The sequence below is a fragment of the Marinobacterium mangrovicola genome, assembly GCF_004339595.1.
GTDB lineage: Bacteria > Pseudomonadota > Gammaproteobacteria > Pseudomonadales > Balneatricaceae > Marinobacterium_D > Marinobacterium_D mangrovicola.
On the sequence record NZ_SMFU01000012.1, the window covers coordinates 143585 to 165133 of the forward strand.

The following is a 21549-nucleotide window of genomic DNA, read 5'->3' on the forward strand; positions in this document are numbered from 1 at the left end:
AAGAGCATACCCTTCTCTCCCTTGAGGAGTTTTCAGTCTTCGCCCCCTAGCCTGGTTTGAGACCTGGACCGACACACCAACCGACCACCTCGGCCAACGGATAGACGGAAGCGACGGCTGGGGGCCGGCACTCTCCAGTTAGCTTATCCAGCTAAAACCGAAAAACGCAGGCTCACAGGCCGTACCAGATCGCCTTATCGCAGATCAGGTTGGCTCACTCCTTTATCTGGCACTGCAAAAGTCTCCTGGATTACCGACAGCGCCTTCTCCGACTTAGACAACCTCGCCAGGTAACTGATAGATCAACGTAGCGCTAAAGCCGGACTGGACGCTATGGATGTTGCCAAGGGCCTCTCAATCTCGATTAGAACACTGCACCGATCACTTACAGCAGGGGCACAAACTTTGCCAAAACACCGAGCGCTGTACGCGTAAAAACGATAAGCGAATGTTACAAACACCTTCCCTGAGACATCTGAAGCTCGCAGAGATTGGCTATCGCTGTGGCTTTCAGGATCCATCCCATTTCGCCCGAGCATTCAAACAGCGAACCGGACTAACACCCAGCCAGTTTCGGAAGGCTGAAACCATAGCCTGACAGCGAGGGCCCATCATCGGGCATAGTCGTTAGTTAAAGTGGATTTAACTCAACCTCAAACAACAAAAACAGAGGATATTCATATGACAGTTAACTATGAACTGGTTCATGGCGGCTGCCATGCGAGCGCATAAATGGAAGCCCCGGCACAATGCATCCGGGACGCCTGACACCAGGCTTTCTGCCCAACACTAGCTGGCAACCGCTCCGGTGACGATCGACGCACTACGACGCTGGAAGAGCCCATCCAGTCACAGTTCGACTTCATCGAGGACAAAGGCTTAACCAATATACGCCTGGCAGGCCATAGCTACGGGGGCGTGGGTTACCGCTCTTATTCTCTGTAACGCCTTCGCCCCCGAACACGGCGAATCGCTTCTGGATCTCGTTTCACCTCCCTATGCTGAACTGTTCACCACACTGGCTGCCGACAAAACCAGTCGATGATGGGCTTCCAATTTCCGCTATTCAGGAAGCGCTTTATGAACAACGCATCCCTGGAGTTCGCTCACAAGTGCCACGCGAAGCTTAACCTCCATCCCTATAGAACCTTCTCGGACCTAGCCCATCTCAGCAGGCCACTGTTAGAACTCCACATGGGCTAGCACTTTGTAAACTGCGCGCAAGATACAGTCCTTCCTCGCAGCCTCCCTTGGCACCCTCGGTTATCCGAACGCCTGGGACTGTTCCGTCTTGTTAAATGCCAGGGCAGTCACGCAGTCCTGTTCACCAATCCTGAACGCTTTGCCGACTCGATTATCCGCGCGGGAAAAGACTGACACACGGCTTGCTTAAACAGTTAAGACAAAACAGGGCGGCGCAGGTAATACATCGCCCCGAGGAGTTTCTATATGCGTAAAGATTACGGTTGGGCATTCTTTGCGCTGCCGGCTATCTTTCTAACACCCACCTCCACGAAGGGAGAAGAGTCGCGCTGGAGCGTCTTCGGCGGTGCTGCCCATATCCGTTTAATCCCTGATGCAAAAGCCTATCCGAACGGATCAGCTGTGCCGGATAGAAACACCACAGCATCAAGCAACAACAGTATCTCGTTCGGCGTTAACTACGATTCGGATCCGTATTGGACCGCGCGACTGGCTTTGGGCTTTCCTCCAATGACACCCCTCAGACGGACAGGTAAGCTTGCAGAGGCGGGGATACTTGGAGAAGTCAGTTATGGGCCAGCCGCGCTTTCAGTGACTCGCTATCAGACTAAGCCTGGAGGCCTACCCCAGTATGCAGGGCCGGGCACTAACTACACACTGATAACAGACACGAAAGACGGCTCCATAGCTGACTTCAAGGTGGATGACGCCTACGGCTCGGTTCTCCAGGCGGGCATCGAAGGGGAGACCGGTAGAGAGTATTCTCTGTTTCCGGATGTGAAGAAGGTCTATGCGGAGACATCTGCGACTGGCTCTCTTCAGGCCATGGGTGATGCGAATGCCTCTGCGGATATCCAGTTTGTTCCGCTAATCATGATCCTAAGAGCTTCCAAACGTTTCTGGGTGCTGTGACAGGGTCGGTCATAGGGAAGTGGTCGAACTCGATCACCTTACCCAAAACAGATTAGCCCCAACTGATTAGCCAACCACGCGCTTAGGCGATTCGGTCATGTTCCACGTGGAACCTGCGACTTGGCTGACTGAGGTTTTGAGCAAGGCTCCGGAGCGCATTACCCGTTTCGAATAACAGCACCCAATCAGTTATCACTTAGCCCTATATAAATTGAACCCTTATAAATTGAAACGAGCGCCTGGCCACCGAACCGGTGTTACTGACGCAGTTAGCGACTTCGACGATTAACCAGGCAAGCGACACAACCAGCGAGAGGTCGGTCTTCACAGGGTTCTAACCAAAACTTAAATAGATTGAGATAGCCTTTTGCGAACCTGATCGCGAAGGAATTTTTTTTGGTGTGTTAACCGAGTAATATGCATACGCGGCCGAAAAACTTATATCGCATTTTTGCAAATGGGTTCCACAAACCAAGCACCCGGCCTGTTAGATACACAGTCTGCTTGGATCATCACTCTAATGCTTTTACAGCCGCTACTCTCTGTGCAGCTTAAAACCTATTATGTTTTAACTCAGGCCGCCAGCTTTATCGCTCTGTGTAAGTTTGTTTAGCTCGCCCGTCAGCTCGGAGCGGGTCTCAATATATTCGCCATTGTGCTAATCCTCTCCGGCAGACCAAGCCGATTCGGCTACTTTGTTGCCTTTACGCTTCTCGCAGCAGAGCTGGTTGACCACACGCTCGCGTGGGGAAGGGTCCCATTTTCTGCGAGCGCTACACTCGATCTCTGAGAATGATGGACACCATGGCCCACCTATACGAACCTCAGGACGAAGCTTTGGTAAGCGGCTTTTTAGAGTTCTAAATCGTTCCTAATCCAGAGGGGTATTGGATACAGGCTGCGGTCGCAAGCCATTATGCGTATCCTTGATCTGCGACCTGGTTGCCTTAATTCTGAGCCTATCTCTATTTACCTGGTAGAAACGACCAAAACAGCCTCAAGCTAAGCAGCTCAGCTACAAGAAGCGCCATCACAGGGGCTTTTTTATCGCCTGATCGACGCCCATTCCTCAGCACTTGTACCCGACACCTTGAGCCTAACTCGAACCGAGTTAGTTTTGTTCCACGTGGAACATTATTTCGTCAGCTTTGCGACGACCTCAGGACACGAAAACTGATAGATGAAGCTGAAAACGTTCAGCAGGCCCGCGCCGCCCGTCATGTCGTAGCGGCAGAACTCTTTCCAGCACTGGTACTGCTTTTGCAATACCTCGAAGTTAAACACCGAAAGAGAGGAAAGGGCGATGCTGTCAGCGAACCAGATGCTTAGCCAGTTTGACAATAACTACCAACTGGGTGACGCCGGCATGGATACCACCCACCAGGAATTTCTACGCCACTGCCAGGAAACCGCTGCGACTACCGGCTCAGAATTCGCCAATAAGTTTAAAAAGCTGCTGGATCACACCCAAGCTCACTTTGACGAAGAGGAGCGGCGAATGATCTCGATTCAGCACGGTGCATACAAGGAGCACCGTGCAGACCATCAACGCATCCTCGGTGATATGACGCGCTTCAACGAGCGGGTCCAGGCAGGGCGAGGAATGATGGCCAAGGCCTGGCTAAACGACAGTCTTCTGGCTTGGTTCGACATCCATGCCAGAACGATGGATAGTGCACTTGCTGCCGATCTTAAGGCCAGTGCGTGATGAATACCTGGACCGGAAACCTGCAGCAGGGAAGGCGGGATCACTACGAAGTGGGCGCGTTGATAAGCGCACCCCACAACTCTAACAACCGTGTATTCGTTATCGAACAGGGCCGCGCCCGAGTCTGCCTTGTTGGCGGAGCCAAGGAGCAGACCCTGCGTTATCTTAAAGCTGGCAGTCTGTTTGTCACTCACACGCCAACCTGGATTGAAGCGGTCGAACCATCAACGATCCTGAGCTGGCCCATGAGTGAGCTGCGTGCCCTGATCACCCGCCAGCCTGATATGGCGATCGTTGCGCTCAGGGAGATCGGCGGGATAGTCAGCACCTGCCTCGAGCTGATCGAAGACCTGGCGTTTCGTTCCGTGGAGAGCCGGCTCGCCCGATATCTCCTCACCAAGCACAAAGAGTCCGGCGCGGTGCCGTTTACCGTGTGCGACAGCACCGAACGCCTGGCGACGTTGCTGGGTACATCACGCCAAACCCTTTCCACCATCATCAACCGTATGGAGCGCGAGCACCTGATTCGTCGCACCGGTCGACGAAGCTACCAGGTTCTTGATAGTGAGACACTGACACTGACCGCAGACGACCTGTCAGCTGGCTGACAGACACCCCGATTAGAGCAACGTACCCTGACCTCCTGGCCAATCATAAGCAAAGGAGGGCAAGAATATGAATGATCTTTCGCTCAAAAAAGACAGGTATGTGAGCTTCTGCGGACTGGACTGTGACCAACGTGCTACCGATTTTATGCGGCGTATCAATCAGCACCTGGAGACAAAAAATGGTGCAACGCCCTGGATCGATTACTTCACCCACAAGCTAAACGAGAAAGCCAAGATGGGGGTTGATGATCTGTTCTTTATCGGCGCTCAAATGAACACGCTGAACGAATACCTCGAGCAGATCGAAGATGAAGAGGGGCTCGAGCTGCTTTGGTACCTGGAACAGGAATGCTGCTGAAACAACAGCAGCAGATGCCTGCAGACCACCGAAAGGGCAAAGCAAAGAACAACGCTAACGGGCCGCATCCCACAGAAGAGTGGCGGCCTTTTTCGCATTCTGAACCAGCGACTCGTTATAGCCCCGCACCTGGCTCGCAACGATCAGACCTTCACCAATGAGAAATAGCGAGTCAGCCACCGACACCGCATCTTTTGCTCCAGCCTCCGTGCATAGATTGACTACCAAGGCCCTAACTTCCTCCTTGTGCTGATCAGCCAGTCTGTGCGGAATCTGCTCCGGAGCGGCATACTCCGCTGCTGCGTTAATAAAAGCGCAGCCACAAAACTCCGCGTCAGCAACCCAGTTACCGATAAAATCGATGTAAGCGAGGGGGCCATCTTCGACAGCCGCCGCAGCAACATGCTGCTTAAGCCACGCCATAAACTGCTCGTGCCGAAGCTGAAGAGCCGATTCGATCAACTCATCCTTACTGGGAAAATATTTGTAGAGCGTACGCTTGGTCACGCCCGCTTCAGCACTCAGCAGATCAACCCCTGAGGCATGAAAGCCGTTTCGATAAAACAGCGCAAGTGCGGCTGTAACGATCCTGTCAGCAGTGGACATTGTTGCTCTCTCTGGAATATACCGTTCTGTTTACCTTTGTACACCGATCGGTATACTTGCGCAACAAATCAGCAGCAATAAGAAGGCAGGAGCCTCAATATGCGTTTCCCCTCAGCGTTAAGGTCCGGCGCGCCGGCCGCACCCTCTCTCCGATTTATCGCGCTCTCATCCCTGGGCGCTGGCCTGGCGATCGCCACCACCGGCTGGTTGAGCCTGATATCCGGAACCCCCTGGCTCATGGCGCCTTTCGGTGCCAGCTGCGTGCTGGCATTTGGTGTACCGGACTCACCCCTGGCCCAGCCACGCGCGATCATAGGTGGTCACCTGATCGCAACGCTGATCGGCCTGATCACGGCACAACTGCTCGGCGACTCCTGGATCGCCCTGGCGGTTGCTGTCGCACTGGCCTTAGCCGCGATGCAGCTGACCCGGACCGTGCACGCGCCCGCGGGGGCCGATCCCATCGTGGTGATCCTGGCCCATGCACCGTTCAGCTACCTGGTGTCACCGGTCCTGGCTGGCTCCCTGGTTATCGTCGCCTTCGCCTGGGCGATCAACCAGCTTCAGCACCCCGGGAAGTATCCACGCTACTGGTTATAAAACAGCCATTGAACTGGATTCAATTCGAAACACCAGACACAAAAAAAGCAGCCGAAGCTGCTTTTTTCATACCTGAAACTGATCAGACGTCCAGGTTGGATACGTTCAGCGCGTTGGCCTCGATAAAGTTACGGCGCGGCTCAACTTCGTCGCCCATGAGCGTGGTGAACAGCTGATCCGCGGCGATCGCATCTTCGATCGATACCTGCAGCATGCGACGGGCATCCGGATCCATGGTGGTTTCCCACAGCTGGTCCGGGTTCATCTCACCCAGACCCTTGTAGCGCTGTATGGCGTTACCACGGCGCGAAAGGTCCATCAGCCAGCGAATACCTGTACCCAGATCATTGAGCTCAAAGCGGCGCTCTCCGCGCTTCAGGAAGGCTCCATCATCCAGTAGAGACTGCAGCTCTTCACCCAGCTGCACGATGTTGGTCACATCCTTGGAGCGGAACAGATCCGAGTCCAGCACATAATCGGTGGCGACACTGTGATGGATACGGCGTACACGCGGGATGTAGATGCTCTTTTCCTTATCCAGCTCAACACTGCAGGTGTAGCTTTCGGCACTGTTGGTGGCGTAGGCGATCAGTGCTTCATCCAGCGCCTTGACCCAGTTTTCAACAGCTTCCTGTGAGGCCATATCCTCAGCCTTCAGCGTCGGCAGATAAAGCAGCTGGTTCAGTACCGCCTGCGGGTAGATACGGCTCAGGCGATCGATGGTCTTCTCGACCTTGCGATAGCGGCTGACCAGATCTTCCAGCGCGGTACCGGATACAGGCGGTGCATCTTCATTGATGTACAGCTCGGCACCGTCCAGAGCGCCCTGAAGCAGGTAGTTTTCCATCGCCTCATCGTCCTTGAGGTACTGCTCCTGCTTACCTTTCTTGACCTTGTACAGCGGCGGCTGAGCGATATAGATGTATCCGCGCTCGATCAGCTCAGGCATCTGACGGAAGAAGAAGGTCAGCAGCAGCGTACGGATGTGCGAGCCATCCACGTCGGCGTCGGTCATGATGATGATGCGGTGGTAACGCAGCTTTTCGATATCGTATTCATCGCGACCGATACCGCAGCCCAGCGCGGTGATCAGCGTGCCCACCTCGGCAGAGGTCAGCATCTTGTCAAAGCGCGCCTTTTCAACGTTAAGGATCTTACCCTTGAGCGGGAGAATGGCCTGGGTACGACGGTCACGACCCTGCTTGGCGGAACCACCTGCGGAGTCACCCTCCACCAGGTAGAGTTCTGAAAGCGCAGGATCCTTCTCCTGACAGTCAGCCAGCTTGCCCGGCAAACCTGCAATATCCAGTGCTCCCTTACGGCGGGTCATCTCACGGGCCTTACGCGCCGCTTCACGGGCACGCGCCGCATCGATCATCTTCTGAACAACTGCCTTGGCGTCCTGCGGGTTCTCCAGCAGGTACTCGCCAAGCTGCTGAGACATCAGCTGCTCAACCGCGGTTTTGACCTCTGAGGAGACCAGCTTGTCCTTGGTCTGGGAGGAGAACTTCGGATCCGGAACCTTCACCGAGATGATCGCGGTCAGACCTTCACGGCTGTCATCACCGCTGGTAGCGACCTTACCGCCCTTGTTGAGCTGCTCGGATTCGATGTAGTTGTTCAGCGAGCGCGTCAGCGCGGCGCGGAAGCCGGACAGGTGGGTACCACCGTCACGCTGCGGGATGTTGTTGGCGAAACAGTGCAGGCTTTCCTGGAAGCTGTCGTTCCACTGCATCGACACCTCAACGCCAACACCGTTTTCGTGCATGGCGTTGAAGTGGAATATCTTGTTAACCGGTGATTTGTTCTGGTTCAGGAACTCAACAAACGCCGCCAGACCACCTTCGTACTCAAACACCTCTTCACGACCGCTACGCTCATCCTTCAGGCGGATACGCACGCCGGAGTTGAGGAACGACAGTTCGCGCAGGCGCTTGGCCAGGATGTCGTACTGGAAGTTGATATTGCTGAAGGTCTCTTCAGAGGGCTTGAAGCGGACGATGGTACCGCTCGATTCGGTTTCACCGATGATCTCGAGAGGCTTGGCCGGAACGCCGTGGTGATACACCTGCTCGTGCACCTTGCCGGCGCGACGGATGGTCAGGCGCAGCTCGCTGGACAGAGCGTTTACAACGGAAACACCTACACCGTGCAAGCCACCGGACACCTTATAAGTGTTGTCATCGAACTTACCGCCGGCATGGAGCACGGTCATGATAACTTCGGCAGCGGATACACCTTCTTCCTTGTGGATATCTGTGGGGATACCACGACCGTTATCGGAAACGGTGACGCTCTCATCCGGGTGGATGATCACACCGATCTCGGAGCAGTAGCCGGCCAGCGCCTCGTCGATACCGTTATCGACCAACTCGAACACCATATGGTGCAAACCGCTGCCGTCGTCCGTGTCCCCGATGTACATCCCGGGCCGCTTGCGGACGGCATCCAGCCCCTTCAGTACCTTGATACTGGACGAATCATAGCTCTGGTTTTCACCGCTCATCTTGTTCTCCTGGTGCAGCAGACTGCGATATTGTTCCCTGATCGACCCTGAACGACGCCAGCGGCGTGTCCGGCTCCCAGACCTGACTCAGCAGGCCCGGATCGACACAGGTGATGAAGCACTGGTTGGCACTGTTTTCCAAAAAACGGCAGAACTGGCGGCAGTGCCTCTCGTCCAGTTCCGACGGCAGGTCATCAATCAGGTAAACGCAGGCTCTCTGGCTCTGGCGATAAAATAACGCTCCCTGAGCCAGCTTGAGTGCACTGACGACCAGTTTTTTCTGTCCCCGTGACAGACGCTCGGCGGCGTCCTGCCCATCAGCGCGGAAACGAAGATCCGCACGTTGAGGGCCGCTACTGCTGAAACCCTGACGCAGATCGCGCTCGAAGCTCTCTTCAAGCACCTCTGCCAGTGATCGCTTGGCATCCCATCCGCGAGAGAAACGCAGCTCCACGCTGACGCCCTTGAGCAACTCACCGAGTATCTCATCGAACACCGGTTTCAGCGCTTCGACATAGGCGGCTCTGAGCTCGCTGAGCGGCTCGGCAAAAGCCACCAACTCGGCATCCCAGAGAGCCCTGACGCGGGCGTCTATTTTACCACATTTCAGTAATGAATTTCGCTGTTTAAGTACACGATGGAAGCCGCGCCAGAGGCGAATAAAACCGGGATCTGAATGGAATCCGCCCCAATCGACAAACTGTCTCCGAATCGATGGCGATCCCTCCAGCAACGCGAAGGTATCCGAGTTGATCACCAGCAGCGGCATCAGGCTGGCGAGCTCGGCAGAGCCGAGACTTTCTCCAGCGTAGCGCACCTTAAGCTCGCCCTCGCGGGCGCGACTGATACCGAGCGGTCGCTGTTCACCGCTGCCCTGGGGATCGATCTGGGCGAACACCAGCAGTTCATCTTCGCCGGATTGAATCACCTGCCTATATTGCTGGGTCCGGAATGAACGCCCAAGACCAAGCAGATGGATCGCTTCAAGGAGACTGGTTTTGCCGCTGCCGTTTTCGCCATGCAGCAGATTGATCCGTCGGGAGGGTGTCAGATTAACATCTGCGAGATTTCGCAGATTCCGGACCTGCAGTTGGGAGATCAGCATAAAAGAGGATCAGAGGAGGAGTAAGCGCTCACATATTTGTAAGTGAGCGCTTACATCAATATCACATGCGCATCGGCATGACGACGTAAGTGGCATCCGGCTCTTCGAAGCCTTCGATCAGCGCACTGCTGTTGGAATCAAACAGGGTGAAACGCACCACGTCGGAGTTCAGAATGGAAAGCACATCCAGCAGGTAGTTCACGTTGAAGCCGATCTCCAGGGTGCTGCCCTCGTAGTCAACCGCTACGGTCTCTTCCGCTTCTTCCTGCTCCGGGTTGTTCGCCATCACCTGCAGCATGCCGTCTGACAGTGACAGGCGTACGCCACGGTACTTCTCGTTGGAAAGGATCGCGATACGGCTGAATACCTGGCGCAGCTCCAGGCGGTCGCCCAGCATCACCTTATCGCCGTTACGCGGGATAACGCGCTGGTAATCCGGGAACTTGCCATCAACGAGCTTGGAGGTGAAGGTGAAGTCACCTACGTTGGCGCGAATATGGTTGGCGCCGATCACCAGGCTTACCGGGTTGTCGCCACCCTGCAGCAGACGGGCCAGTTCCAGGATACCCTTGCGCGGCACGATGATCTGGTGCTGCAGCTCCTTGTCCATCTCCACATCGCTGATAGCGGTAGCAAGACGGTGGCCATCGGTGGATACGGCGCGCAGAGTGCCATCCTTCACCTCAAGCAGCATGCCGTTCAGGTAGTAACGCACATCCTGCTGCGCCATGGAGAAGCCGGTCTGGTCGATCAGGTGACGCAGTGCAGACTGCGGCAGCGTCAGCTGCATCGCCTGCGGGCTGTCTTCCACGTTCGGGAATTCGCTGGCCGGCAGCGTCGAAAGCGAGAAGCGGCTGCGGCCGGCCTTGATGATCATCTTCTGACCGGACAGCTCAAGCTCGATGCGGGCATCGTCCGACAGGGATTTACAGATGTCCATCAGCTTACGCGCCGGAACCGTCACGGAGCCGGCGTCGGCGGGCTCATCCAGTTCGACACGACCGATCAACTCGACCTCCAGATCCGTACCGGTCAGGGAGAGCTGATTGCCCTCAGCGACAAGCAGGATATTGGAAAGCACCGGCAACGTCTGACGACGCTCCACTACGCCGGCTACCAACTGCAGCGGCTTGATAAGTGCTTCACGGGAAATTACGAATCTCATGGCTGTCTACCTTGTCAGGATCCGAGTACTACGCCGTCAGATGACGCAGCAGGTTTTTGTAATCTTCGGCGATGTCCGTATCACTCTCGCGCAATTCTTTGATCTTGCGACAGGCATGGAGCACCGTGGTGTGATCGCGACCACCAAAAGCGTTGCCGATCTCCGGCAGGCTGTGGTTGGTCAGTTCTTTCGCCAGGCTCATCGCCACCTGACGCGGACGTGCCACCGACCGGCTACGCCGCTTGGATAGCAGGTCGGACACTTTAATCTTGTAGTAATCCGCAACAACACGCTGAATGTTGTCAATACTAACCTGTTTGTCCTGCAATGCCAGCAGGTCCTTAAGTGATTCTTTTATAAAGGGAGTATTGATGGCATTGCCGGTGAAATGGGCGTTGGCGATGACGCGTTTAAGCGCGCCTTCGAGTTCACGGACATTGGAACGGATTTTCTGCGCCAGGAAGAAGGCTGAATCGTCCGGCAGATCGACCTTCGCTTCCTGAGCTTTCTTCATCAGGATCGCCACGCGGGTTTCCAGCTCTGGCGGCTCGATCGCCACCGTCAGGCCCCAGCCAAAGCGGGATTTGAGTCGCTCCTCAACGCCGCTGATCTCTTTCGGATAGCGGTCGGAGGTCAGAATCATCTGCTGGCCGCCTTCAAGCAGAGCGTTGAAGGTGTGGAAAAACTCCTCCTGGGAGCGCTCCTTGCCGGCAAAGAACTGGATATCATCGATCAGCAGCGCATCAACGGAGCGGTAGTAGCGCTTGAAGTCGTTGATGGCATTCAGCTGCAGCGCCTTGACCATGTCGGCCACGAAGCGCTCGGAGTGCAGGTAGACGATGCGCGCATTCGGGTTGCGCTTAAGCATCTCGGTACCCACGGCATGCATCAAGTGGGTTTTACCGAGGCCAACGCCGCCATATATAAACAGCGGGTTGTAGGCGCCGCCCGGGTTATCCGCCACCTGCTGTGCAGCCGCCAGCGCAAGCTGGTTGGATTTACCCTGTACGAACGACTGGAAGGTAAACGACGGGTTCAGGTTCGACTGATGGCGCACGCTGCCTTCGACTTCAACCCGGCGCTCGCTGCGCATCGGCATGCGATCGTCGCTGGGCAGCATATCGAGCTCAAGCTGAGGCTCGATGCTGTAGCCCTCATCCACCGGCTGAGTAGACGCTGGCATCGTCTGCGTCGGCGCAGCAGGTGCTGACGTACTTACGCTGGGAGCAGCGGACGCAGGTTCTGGCGCCAGATCGGCGGAGGGCGCCATTTCATTCATGGCACTGGTCTGCTGACGTTTACGGATCGGCGCGGTGCGCCGGCGCGCTGCCATAGAGCTGGCCGCACCTGCGCTCTGACCCGCCTTGCCAGCAATCTCCAGACGCACCTCGGTGCTGATATCACCGGTCACATCGGCGACGACCTGGCGGATACGGGACAGAAACTTGTCGGCAACCCAGTCGCGAACGAAACGGTTCGGCGCCAGAAGCACCAGTGCAGTCTCGGCGTCATCGGCCCGTAATGGACGAATCCAGGTATTGAACTGCTGGGCAGGAAACTCCTGCTGCAGGCTCTTCAGGCACTGCTCCCAAAGTTCGACCGACATTCCTTGACCCCTGAAAATGCACTAAAACGAACGCCAGGAGGTCACTGCCCTAGGGGTAACCCACCCGGTCTTGTTATCGATGGACCGCTATTCTAACCACTCAAACCGAACTTATACACAGCTGTGAGCAAACTTTTTTAGATCGGCTGTTATCGGCCTCTCGCGCGGGATAAACAGCCTCTACGACACTTCTTATCCACGGCCAGGGATACCAACACAGCTTAAAAACAGCCTTTCAAAAGACTTACAAACAAACTATCTGCTTATTTATTAAAGAAAAGATTCAGTTACAAACAAAAATATCCAACCCCCTTGTGAAGAACTCACCAGAATGAGATGAGAGGTCTCTTTCTTCCTTATATATAGGTTGCGAGAATCTGCAGAGTCGACACCGAGACCTGCGGCGCTGGCGAAAAACGTTCAAAAAGCATACAAAAGGTTTGCATCCGCCCAGGGGATTCACTAGAATCTCGCGTCTTAATTTTTTTGACCTATACGTGGATCAGCACCTCACGTACAGAACGTAAGTAGGACTGAGGCAATGAAAAGAACATTCCAACCGAGCGTACTTAAGCGCAAACGCAACCACGGTTTCCGTGCACGCATGGCAACCAAGAACGGCCGTCAGGTTCTGAACCGTCGCCGTGCTAAAGGCCGTAAACGCCTTTCTGCTTGATTCAGCCCGCAGGGTTAAACGACTGCATGGCCGATTTCGATTATCCCCGCCAGTTACGCTTGTTGACTGGCAGGGATTTCAAGCGTGTGTTCGACAATGCAGCCTTCAAGGTCTCTGAGCAGCCGCTGCTCATTCTTTCCTCGCCCAATGACCTTGGACGCCCGAGAATCGGGTTCGTCATTTCCAAAAAAAACATCCGGCGGGCTGTCAAACGCAACCGCGTTCGGCGTATCATTCGCGAGTCTTTTCGCCTGCATCAGCACGAGCTCCCCGCAGTGGATATCGTCATTCTCGCCCGCCGTGGCCTGGATACGCTCGATAATCCCGACTTACACCGGATGATTGAGCGCAGCTGGTCCAGATTGATCAAGAAAGCCCAAAAAGCTCACAAAAAAGGTTGATGGTTTCTTCGCCATGGATGTACAGCGAGTCATACTGATTGCCGCCCTGGCATTAATTTCCTACATGCTGGTTCTGCAGTGGAACGATGATTACGGTCCCGCTCAGCAACAGACTGCCACCACGCAGCAGGCTGAAACCGTATCCGCCTACGCCAACAACAGCGAAGCCGAGCTTCCTGTCGTCGGTGCAGCCTCTGATGCCAGCCCGGATGTGCCCCAGGCAGCCAATGCTGATGCACAGGCCGCTATCGCAGCGACCCAGACCAGCGAAGAGCTGATCAATGTGTCCACCGACGTGCTGCAGGTTGTTATCGACCCGCGCGGTGGTGACATTATCAAGGTTGCTCTGCCGAAGCATGAAGATGCACTCAACTCCGGCAATCCTTTTGTCCTGCTGGAACAGAACTCCAACCGTACCTATGTCGCCCAGAGCGGCCTGGTCGGCCAGGATGGTCCCGATGCGCAGAAGGGCGGCCGCCCGCTGTACAGCGTCGATAGCACCGAGTTCTCCCTCGGTGATAACGACAGCCTGAACGTGGATCTGAAACTGACTCAGGACAACGGCGTCAGCATCACCAAGCGCTTCACCTTCAACAAGGGTGAATACCGCGTCGGTCTCGACTACATCGTCGACAACCAGAGCCAGGAATCCTGGAACGGTGTGCTGTTTGGCCAGATCAAACGCGATGGCAGTGCTGATCCGTCCCAGCAGACATCCATGGGTATGCAGTCTTACCTCGGTGCGGTGTTCTCTACCGAAGAGAACAACTACCAGAAGGTCGACTTCGGCGATATGGATGAGGAGCGCTTCAAGCAGTCCAGCCCCGATGGCTGGGTCGCCATGGTGCAGCACTACTTCCTGAGCGCCTGGGTTCCGGCACCGGGTGCTGAATACACCTACCAGTCACGCAAGCTGAACGGCAACTACATCGTTGGCTTCCTGTCTCCGTCATTTAATGTGGCAGCGGGCGAGAGCCAGAGCGTCAGCGCCACTCTGTACACCGGTCCGAAGGATCAGGAGCAGATGGAAGCGACTGCCCCCAACCTGAAGCTGACCGTCGATTACGGCATCCTCTGGTGGATTGCATCCCCGCTGCACACCATCCTGACCTGGATTCACTCCATCGTCGGTAACTGGGGCCTCGCGATCATCGGTATCACTCTGCTGGTGAAAATCGCCCTGTTCCAGCTGAACGCCAAGGCGTTCAAATCCATGGCCAAGATGCGCAAGTTCGGCCCTGAGATGACTCGCCTGAAAGAGCAGTATGGCGACGACCGTCAGAAGATGTCCCAGGAGATGATGAAGCTCTACCAGAAGGAGAAGATCAATCCTCTGGGTGGCTGTCTGCCGATCCTGGTACAGATGCCGGTCTTCATCGCACTATACTGGGTACTGATGGAATCGATCGAGCTGCGTCACGCGCCGTTCTTCGGTTACATCCAGGATCTGTCGCAGATGGACCCGTACTTCATCCTGCCGATCCTGATGGGCGGTACCATGTTCATTCAGCAGATGCTGAACCCGACACCGCCAGACCCGATGCAGGCGAAGATCATGAAGCTGCTGCCGATCATCTTCACCTTCTTCTTCCTCTGGTTCCCGGCTGGTCTGGTACTGTACTGGCTGTGCAACAACGTACTGTCGATCGCCCAGCAGTGGCTCATCAACCGCCAGATTGAGGCGGGAGACGACAAGAAGGCGTGATCGCCTAAGCTTAAAAGGCTCCCTCGGGAGCCTTTTTTGTATCCGGGAAAAGCTCTCCGGTACGCTGTAGCCAAACAATCAACGCGCTCCATCAAGCAACGAGAACAGAACGCTATGCAGATCGCACAGGACACCATCGTCGCCCAGGCCACGGCTCCCGGACGTGGCGGCGTCGGCATTATTCGTCTCTCCGGCCCCCAGGCGCTGGAACTGGGCAAGCGCATACTGCGCTTCGAACCCCAGCCCCGACACGCGCACTACTGCGGCTTTTACGCCCAGCAGGGCGAAGAGATCGATCAGGGCATCGCGATCTATTTTCCCGGCCCGAACTCGTTCACCGGGGAGGATGTGCTTGAGCTTCAGGGCCACGGCGGCCCCGTGATCCTCGATCTGCTGCTGCAGGAACTGATCGCCCTGGGCGCTAGGCCTGCACGTCCCGGTGAATTCTCCGAGCGCGCCTTCCTCAACGACAAGCTCGACCTGGCCCAGGCGGAAGCGATCGCGGACCTGATCGACAGCTCCTCGGAACAGGCCGCCCGCAGCGCACTGCGTTCACTCCAGGGGGTGTTCTCGAAACGGGTGCATGCTCTAGTGGAAGCACTGATTCAGCTGCGCATCTATGTGGAAGCGGCGATCGACTTCCCCGAAGAGGAGATCGACTTCCTCGCCGACGGCAAGGTGCTTAACGATCTCAAAGAGATCATCGCCCAACTGGCCGAGGTACGTCAGGAAGCACGCCAGGGCAGCCTGTTGCGCGAAGGGATGACGGTGGTAATCGCCGGCCGCCCCAATGCCGGCAAGTCCAGCCTGCTCAACGCCTTGGCCGGGCGTGAGACCGCCATCGTCACCGATATCGAGGGCACCACCCGTGACGTGCTACGCGAGCATATCCATCTCGACGGCATGCCGCTCCATATCATCGATACCGCTGGCCTTCGCGATGCACCCGATGCGGTGGAACAGATCGGCATAGAGCGCGCCTGGGCGGAGATCCGCAAGGCGGATCGCATCCTGATGATGGTCGACAGCACCCGTTCAGAAACCACCGATCCGCTGGCTCTCTGGCCCGAACTGGGCGATCACCTGGATAACCTCAATCACGTAACGTTGATTCGCAATAAAGCGGACCTCAGTGGCGAATCACCCCGTATAGAACAGGCCGGCGAACACACCCTGATCGCACTTTCCGCGAAGGAGGGTGGCGGCGTGGAACTGCTGCGTGAGCATCTAAAATCGGTAATGGGGTTCAGCGCCACCACCGAAGGCGGATTTATGGCCCGCCGCCGTCATATCGATGCGCTGGAAAGGGCGGATGAACTGCTGCATACCGGCCTGGTGCAACTCGAAACCGATAGCGCCGGCGAGCTACTCGCCGAAGATCTGCGCCTCGCGCAGCAGACACTGGGGGAAATTACCGGTGAATTTACCCCCGATGATCTGCTTGGACGGATTTTCAGTTCGTTCTGTATCGGCAAGTAACAAGCCTAAAGACCCGGCTCAGGGAAGGCTGCAACTCGCCCCCTGAGCCCCGCGAACACACCAACGTCTCCTCTAAATTCACCTGTCAGGGAACTCATGGGGCGCATAAAAGCGGCACTCGATGCTCCTGCTACGCTGCGTGGCTATTCAAATAGCCCGCTCAACACAATAATTGGCTAACTACGCTCAGCTCTCTAAATAGCCGCCTATAGCCAATCACCTTGTCGCCAAATTTAGACGCTACTTTCATCGCTTTGAGTAACATTCGCTTTCGAACTTTCCCGTCGCATTAATAAGACCCAGGCTCCGCATAGAGTAACTGTGGGATGAAAACGTTTATTTTATAAACAGCCATTGAATCGGCCAAAACGTTCGTTATCATGGCGGTCTTCATGAAAGAAGGAATATTGCCATGGAATTGGCTACTACCCTGATGACGGGTTCGCTCGTCCTGATTTTTGCCGCCACGCTTTTGCTCTGTTATCTGAGCGTCAAGTACGGCAAGGCGCTGCTCGCCCTCTACCACGTCAAAGTGGTAGACCATGTCGACACCCAGCTCAAACAGAGCTTCATCTCCACCTCATCAGCACAGGTGATCACAACCACTGTGATCACCTGTGCTGCGTGCGTCACTGGCGCTTTCTTTTTAATGGGCTTCTTTGGCCTCATTCTCGGCCTCATAGCGGGCCTGTCGACACCCTGGGTCTATCACTGGCTCATCAAAAGAAAGCGCCGCAAGGAGTTCGTCTATCAGTTACCGGATGCTCTTTCTTCCCTCGCTGCTTCGATGAAGGGGGGCGGGAGTCTAAGCAAAGGGCTGGAGATGCTGGCGGCAAGGCAACCCAAGCCTCTTAGCCAGGAGTTTGCGCTGCTGGTGGCAGAAACCCGCGTAGGCAAAGATGTAGAAGAATCCTTACTTGATATGAAAGAGCGGCTTAAATGCCCTGAGTTGGATCTGCTGAATATTGCCATCTCGGTATCACGCAATGTCGGGGGCAACCTTGCCGATACGCTAGAGATCCTCGCCGATACACTGCGGGAAAAGGCCCAGGTCGAAGGAAAAATCGACGCGCTGACAGCAACAGGAAGGGCACAGGGCTGGGTTATCAGTCTGCTGCCGTTTGGGGTCGGCCTGGCACTTTACTATCAAGAGCCGGAAAAAATGTCTGCACTCTTCCACGAGCCCTGGGGCTGGCTGATGCTTGCCGTCATGTCAGCCATGCTGACCCTCGCCGTCTGGTCAATCTATAAAATAGTCAATATCGATGTCTGAGCTTCTACTTTACATATCATTGGCTGCCGTGCTCGCCACGGTGGTGTCTGCCACTCTAATTCCCATGGTTTTGCTCAAAGCCAATGCCAGGCCGGATATCGACCTGAGCGGCTCGGAAAGCAGCAACCTGGGGCTCCTACTACGCAATATCCGCCCTTTGCTACGCGCGTATACAAACATCTTCGAAAAGAAAACACAGCCAGAAAAACTAGAGATCATGCGGTTAAAGTTACTGAAGGCAGATCTACTTTACTCGCTGAGTCCCTCTGAATTTTTTGCCCTTAGGCGCTTTTCTCTGTTGCTGGCACTGGGCTTCGGTTACTTGATCACTCAGCTTACCGGCATGACCGATCTGCCAAAAACCGTTGCAGTCCTGGGCGGACTCGCAGTGCTGGGGCACACCTATCCGGACATCTGGCTTAACGACAAGATCAAACAGCGCAAGCATGAGATGGAAAAAGCCTTCCCTTTCTTCCTCGACCTGCTGGTACTGATGATGCGAGCCGGATTACCTTTTGCCGGCGCCGTGCAACAGGGTATCAACAGGATACCTGGGGGCGCCCTGCAAAGAGAGTTGGTCAAATATCAACGCGATATTCGAACCGGACTCGCGCGCGCAGAAGCCCTGGAAAACTTTTCCACCCGAATAGATATACCCGCCATTACCAACTTCACGGCGGCAATCATCCAGGCTGAAGAAACAGGCGGCAGCATCACGAATATGCTCGCCAACCAAGCCAAACAGCGCCGAAAAGAACGTTTTCTAAGAGCAGAAAAAAAAGCCAATGAAGCACCTGTAAAAATGCTGTTTCCGTTGGTTGGCCTGCTTTTCCCAATCACTTTTATGATTATAAGCGTTCCTATTATCGTTCAATTCCTGGATTCCGGGCTCGTTGAGAAACTGATGAAATGATCAGCAACTCGGATAGTACGATAGAAGTCGAGTGGATGGACTCCTTTCATAAGCGCCTTACTGGCGCGATAACCCGACCACTAAATCAACAACGCAAGCTATTGGTATTTTCGCCCGGTGGATCCATTCACACCTTTTTTATGCGTTACAAAATCCATGTTTTCTTCCTGGATCAACACCTAAATATCTTGCAGGTGCATACCGATGTGACTCCGTGGAAAGTCGTATTAGCACCCAAGGGCACCCGATATGTTGCAGAGAGTGGAGCAAACATACCTTTGGAAGATGCCCAATTAGCACTTAAGAACCTGAATGGATAACCCATGAGACTTATTCTGATACCAATACTGATTACTTTACTCGCAGGTTGCGCAAGCAGCGGTACAGACCTTTCAGCGAAAGCGGCCGAAGGGCAAACACTGACTGAAACTTGGAAAGCAGCGGATATTGCTTACCAACAGAAGGAGTGGGAGAAAAGTTTTCAGCTTTATAAGCAGATATCCACGCAGATGGAAGATGCCAATGTGGAATTCCGCATGGGTGTATCGGCTTTCCGACTTCACTATATAAACCAGGCGGAAGCTTCTTTCGAACGTACTCTGGTGATTAACCCCTCACACCGAAAGGCACTGTTCAACCTGGCGATTATAAACATGTCCAGAGGTTATGCTTTCCTAAACGAATACACAAAAAATTTACCAGAGGATGAACGCTCAAGTGAAATTTTAGATGTACTTAGCATTCTGGAAAAGTTCAGCAGTCAATAAATAATATTTTTCGTGAATTATCAGATAGGTTTAAAAACGCCGATAATTGTCAGCTTATTGGCATCTGCTGCGATTCCAGGTTTACTTTTCTTCAAGACAGCTGGCCCATATTTCCCTATATATGTTTTTCTGCTAATTACGCATTTTTTATATACGTTATCTATTTTAACGATAACACGGCTAAAGGTCCCAAACATTTTGGTGAATGCCCTGCTTATCCTGGGGCTTCTTTCACTGACGGAGATCGTTCTTTCTTTATTCAGTATTCCACTTTCATACACAATCTTTTTATACGACTACTCTGGCTTCAGCCTACTGCTGCCCTATGTAGGTTCTGAGTTGGCTTTTGCGATTGTCATCGCATTTTTTACATTAATCGGCCGACATTCTCCGGTTTTTGCTGTCGTCCTGTTCACACTGATTGGACTAGCTCCAACCCCATCCACAACCGATGAGAAGACGCCGGGTGCCAGTCTGAAAGTTGCCATTGTCCAAACCGTATTACCACAGCGGATAACAAGCTACCCCGGGATATCTGATGGCCTCGGGTACTGGAAGAGCCACCTGATAGAGGCGTTGAAAAAAGCAAATGCGCAGAATGTAGATATCATCATGCTGCCCGAGTCGGCTATGCCGGGGTTCCATCCGCAACAGACACCGGTAAATAAAGAAATACTCGGTGCTACCCGAGGAACTTCACTGATCGCTCACCGTTACGTGGATATCGCCGCCGGCAAGGGTATGTCGAGCCAAGCAGGCTACTGGAGTCCTGACGGCACACTTGAGAATGTTCATGAAAAACAGTCTCCCTTACCCATCGCCGAAAAATTGATTGTTCCTGGGGAAAATTCCAATTTCGATCATCAAGGGATATTAGTTTCACCTTTTATCTGCTCGGAGAGCCTTAATGTCTATAAAATCAGACAGAGACTTTCACATACCAATATCGGAATGGTTTTGGCTAATGAGGCAGAGATAAAGCATACCTATCTACCCGAACTACATTTAATATCCGACCGTATCAGAGCACGAGAGTCTGGAATTCCCATATTAAGAGCAAGTAATTTTAGGCTCTCTGCCTATATTGACTCAAAGGGTGAGGCTGCACTTAAATCAAGTAATGGCCGCTGGGAAAACCTATATGCAACAGTGTCGCTTTCAGGTCACAGTTTCTTCTCTCGAACCTATATTTGGCAGCATGTTATTATCCTCATTGGCACTCTTTTCCTATTCTCCAGTAATAAAAAAATCATCATTTTTACCCCCTCTAACGCTATTTACATCCTGATTCTATTCTGTATTATTCGGGTACATTTTTCATATGGATATGAAAGAATCTCATCCGATTATCCGGAAATGCTCTCAGGGCTTTATCTAGATGATTTGTTTCCTGTGCGCCAGCTAGGCGTAACCGATGAGTTCGACATGGAGCAAGTCACTCCTTATGTAGATTTAACTCATATTCATATCAGAGATGTGCCCGTCACCCGAGGGGTCGGTATTGTGAACACCGTTCGCGGTAAGCTTTTCATTATGGAAAGACGTGGCGATCAATATACGACTCTGAGTGACAACGGTTTTTCAAAGATCAGCAAGGAACGTCTTGAAGAGATATCGCTAAGCGATGTGTTGTGGTACGCATACAAAATTTAAAGTAAACAATGGAGGTCCCATGAAAAGGAATTTATCTGCTCTACCAATGGCCAAAAAGCAACGCGGCCAGGGCATGTCGGAATATATCATCATCACTGCACTGATTGCCGTGGCCGCTATCGGCGTATTCGCCTCTTTCGGTGACGTTATCAGTAACCAGACCGCCGCCATGGCACAGGAAATGTCGGGTAACGATGGTAGTACCGAAGTAAGCAATGCTGGCACGAATGCCGATACAGCCACCGGATACGCGTCTCAAGATACCAACCTGTCGTCTTACGACTCACAAAACAACCAGTAAACGA

General features: G+C 54.0%; 21 protein-coding genes. 16 read left to right on the top strand and 5 right to left on the bottom strand.

Annotated features, from left to right (window positions below; translation table 11 throughout):
• Positions 1-448: 448 nt before the first annotated feature.
• The 5 genes from CLV83_RS22935 to cowN all read left to right on the top strand — a co-directional run bounded on the left by CLV83_RS22935 (position 449) and on the right by cowN (position 4789).
• Positions 449-598, top strand: coding sequence for an AraC family transcriptional regulator (locus CLV83_RS22935; protein ID WP_165900357.1), 150 nt, complete (start codon positions 449-451; stop codon positions 596-598).
• An 851-nt stretch (positions 599-1449) separates the two neighbouring features.
• On the top strand, positions 1450-2115 hold the full coding sequence (locus CLV83_RS19155; protein WP_132296415.1) for an OmpW family outer membrane protein: 666 nt from the start codon (positions 1450-1452) through the stop codon (positions 2113-2115).
• Between the two features lie 1303 nt (positions 2116-3418).
• Positions 3419-3823: a bacteriohemerythrin gene (locus CLV83_RS19160; RefSeq protein WP_132296418.1), complete on the top strand. Its 405-nt coding sequence runs from the start codon at positions 3419-3421 to the stop codon at positions 3821-3823.
• Entirely contained in the window at positions 3823-4431 is a 609-nt protein-coding gene (locus tag CLV83_RS19165; protein WP_132296421.1) for a Crp/Fnr family transcriptional regulator, read from the top strand. Before CLV83_RS19160 ends, CLV83_RS19165 begins: the two co-directional genes overlap by 1 nt.
• A gap of 67 nt (positions 4432-4498) precedes the next feature.
• The gene (gene cowN, locus CLV83_RS19170; protein ID WP_132296424.1) at positions 4499-4789 is read left to right on the top strand and encodes a N(2)-fixation sustaining protein CowN; all 291 of its coding nucleotides are present in this window, start codon (positions 4499-4501) and stop codon (positions 4787-4789) included.
• Positions 4790-4843: 54 nt separating this feature from the next.
• Here cowN and CLV83_RS19175 read toward each other — a convergent pair whose 3' ends face one another.
• Positions 4844-5395 (bottom strand): TetR/AcrR family transcriptional regulator, encoded by a 552-nt coding sequence (locus tag CLV83_RS19175; protein WP_132296427.1) that lies wholly within the window; start codon positions 5393-5395, stop codon positions 4844-4846.
• 99 nt (positions 5396-5494) lie between these two features.
• On the opposite strand from CLV83_RS19175, the gene CLV83_RS19180 reads away from it, so the two are divergent.
• On the top strand, positions 5495-5995 hold the full coding sequence (locus tag CLV83_RS19180) for an HPP family protein (RefSeq protein WP_132296430.1): 501 nt from the start codon (positions 5495-5497) through the stop codon (positions 5993-5995).
• 82 nt (positions 5996-6077) lie between these two features.
• Here the strand turns inward: CLV83_RS19180 and gyrB are convergent, their stop codons facing one another.
• The 4 genes from gyrB to dnaA form a co-directional block, all read right to left on the bottom strand.
• Complete coding sequence (gyrB, locus tag CLV83_RS19185; RefSeq protein ID WP_132296433.1) at positions 6078-8501, bottom strand: DNA topoisomerase (ATP-hydrolyzing) subunit B; 2424 nt, start codon at positions 8499-8501, stop codon at positions 6078-6080.
• A complete protein-coding gene (gene recF / locus CLV83_RS19190) occupies positions 8491-9606 on the bottom strand; it encodes a DNA replication/repair protein RecF (RefSeq protein ID WP_132296436.1) in 1116 nt (371 codons plus the stop codon). The genes gyrB and recF overlap by 11 nt, the downstream gene beginning before the upstream one ends.
• Positions 9607-9667: 61 nt before the next feature.
• Complete coding sequence (gene dnaN, locus CLV83_RS19195; RefSeq protein ID WP_104005386.1) at positions 9668-10771, bottom strand: DNA polymerase III subunit beta; 1104 nt, start codon at positions 10769-10771, stop codon at positions 9668-9670.
• A 28-nt stretch (positions 10772-10799) separates the two neighbouring features.
• Entirely contained in the window at positions 10800-12377 is a 1578-nt protein-coding gene (gene dnaA / locus CLV83_RS19200; RefSeq protein WP_132296439.1) for a chromosomal replication initiator protein DnaA, read from the bottom strand.
• Positions 12378-12918: 541 nt separating this feature from the next.
• Here dnaA and rpmH point away from each other — a divergent pair.
• The 10 genes from rpmH (at position 12919) to CLV83_RS19250 (ending at position 21545) form a co-directional block, all read left to right on the top strand.
• Complete coding sequence (rpmH, locus tag CLV83_RS19205; RefSeq protein WP_104005388.1) at positions 12919-13053, top strand: 50S ribosomal protein L34; 135 nt, start codon at positions 12919-12921, stop codon at positions 13051-13053.
• Between the two features lie 26 nt (positions 13054-13079).
• Positions 13080-13454 carry a ribonuclease P protein component gene (gene rnpA / locus CLV83_RS19210; protein WP_132296442.1) on the top strand — a complete coding sequence of 125 codons (375 nt, stop codon included), beginning with the start codon at positions 13080-13082 and terminating at the stop codon, positions 13452-13454.
• A gap of 13 nt (positions 13455-13467) precedes the next feature.
• Positions 13468-15159 (top strand): membrane protein insertase YidC, encoded by a 1692-nt coding sequence (yidC, locus tag CLV83_RS19215; RefSeq protein WP_132296445.1) that lies wholly within the window; start codon positions 13468-13470, stop codon positions 15157-15159.
• A gap of 114 nt (positions 15160-15273) precedes the next feature.
• Positions 15274-16638: a tRNA uridine-5-carboxymethylaminomethyl(34) synthesis GTPase MnmE gene (mnmE, locus tag CLV83_RS19220; RefSeq protein ID WP_132296448.1), complete on the top strand. Its 1365-nt coding sequence runs from the start codon at positions 15274-15276 to the stop codon at positions 16636-16638.
• A gap of 412 nt (positions 16639-17050) precedes the next feature.
• Positions 17051-17911, top strand: coding sequence for a type II secretion system F family protein (locus CLV83_RS19225; RefSeq protein WP_132296451.1), 861 nt, complete (start codon positions 17051-17053; stop codon positions 17909-17911).
• Positions 17904-18824 (top strand): type II secretion system F family protein, encoded by a 921-nt coding sequence (locus tag CLV83_RS19230; protein ID WP_132296454.1) that lies wholly within the window; start codon positions 17904-17906, stop codon positions 18822-18824. The genes CLV83_RS19225 and CLV83_RS19230 overlap by 8 nt, the downstream gene beginning before the upstream one ends.
• Positions 18821-19144 carry a DUF192 domain-containing protein gene (locus CLV83_RS22940; protein WP_132296457.1) on the top strand — a complete coding sequence of 108 codons (324 nt, stop codon included), beginning with the start codon at positions 18821-18823 and terminating at the stop codon, positions 19142-19144. Before CLV83_RS19230 ends, CLV83_RS22940 begins: the two co-directional genes overlap by 4 nt.
• A gap of 3 nt (positions 19145-19147) precedes the next feature.
• A complete protein-coding gene (locus CLV83_RS19240; RefSeq protein WP_132296460.1) occupies positions 19148-19591 on the top strand; it encodes a tetratricopeptide repeat protein in 444 nt (147 codons plus the stop codon).
• A gap of 12 nt (positions 19592-19603) precedes the next feature.
• Positions 19604-21244, top strand: a complete 1641-nt coding sequence (locus CLV83_RS19245; protein ID WP_165900358.1) for a nitrilase-related carbon-nitrogen hydrolase — start codon at positions 19604-19606, stop codon at positions 21242-21244.
• A gap of 19 nt (positions 21245-21263) precedes the next feature.
• Complete coding sequence (locus CLV83_RS19250; RefSeq protein WP_207894972.1) at positions 21264-21545, top strand: Flp family type IVb pilin; 282 nt, start codon at positions 21264-21266, stop codon at positions 21543-21545.
• The last annotated feature ends 4 nt before the right edge of the window (positions 21546-21549 follow it).